Source organism: Nocardia sichangensis (assembly GCF_047200615.1).
Classification (GTDB): domain Bacteria; phylum Actinomycetota; class Actinomycetes; order Mycobacteriales; family Mycobacteriaceae; genus Nocardia; species Nocardia sichangensis.
The window spans coordinates 1-969 of record NZ_JBJZOK010000122.1; the positions used below are offsets into that span (position 1 = coordinate 1).

Below are 969 nucleotides of genomic sequence, written 5' to 3' on the forward strand. Positions count from 1 at the left end.
TTGGTCACACCACGGCAGGATTCGTTCCGAAGCGGCGTTCGCCTGTCTGGCTGGGGTCAACCCGATCCCCGCCTCGTCGGGCAACACCGTCCGTCATCGCCTCAACCGCGGTGGGGACAGGCGGTTGAACCGTGCCCTTCACATGGCCACGATCACCCGCATGATCCACGACCCCGCCACGCGCGGATACGTCGAACGCAGACGCGCCGAAGGCCGAACCACCGAGGAGATCCGACGCTGTCTCATTGGGTGAGTATTGATGGTGCGGTCCGATGATCGGATCGTGGTCCTCGGTCAGCACCAGGAGATGGCCACGTTGCCGCGCCGCATTGGATGGCCAGTTTGAGTACTGCCACTCCTGGTGCGCCGAGGCTCCGATGACCGGCGTCAGGGACATGCCCCATCGAGGGCCGAACAATGAGGAACCGGCTCCGGAGCCTCGACTGACGAGGGTCTGACCAGCGAAACTCTCTGGAGGCTGTGCATGCCGTTCGTCGGCTGGGATTGGGCGAGTAAGACCCATGACGTGACCGTCATCGATGACCGCGGTTGCGTCCTGGATCGTTGGGCGTTCAGTCACACCGAGCAAGCGTGGACGACGACATTGGCTCGTTTGGCGCGTCACGGTGATCCCGCCGATCTGCCGGTGATCATCGAGCGGACCAGTGGGCTGATCGTCGACCGCTTGCTGGCTGCCGGATATCCGGTCGTTCCGGTGCATCCGACCGCGTTTCATGCCGCGCGGCCACGATGGGGAGCCTCGGGTGCCAAATCCGATCCCGGCGACAGCTACAAACTCGCCGACTACCTGCGCACCGACGGACACCGGCTGCGTCGGCTCGACCCGGTCGATGTCGGCCTGCGCGAACTGCAGGCACTCATCCGGCTCCGAGACGACCGGGTTCAGGCCCGCACCGCCGCGATCAACCAGCTCGCATCTCTGCTGGACAACTACTGGCCAGGCCCCAA

Annotated in this window: 2 protein-coding genes; both read left to right on the forward strand. The window is 64.9% G+C overall.

All coding sequences use genetic code 11. The features are described from left to right. The coding region (locus ACL03I_RS39400) for a transposase (protein ID WP_412808658.1) at window positions 1-253 on the forward strand (253 nt) is incomplete at its 5' end. 231 nt (window positions 254-484) lie between these two features. Continuing rightward, window positions 485-969: IS110 family transposase (locus ACL03I_RS39405; protein WP_412808659.1), on the forward strand; the 485-nt coding region annotated here is incomplete at its 3' end.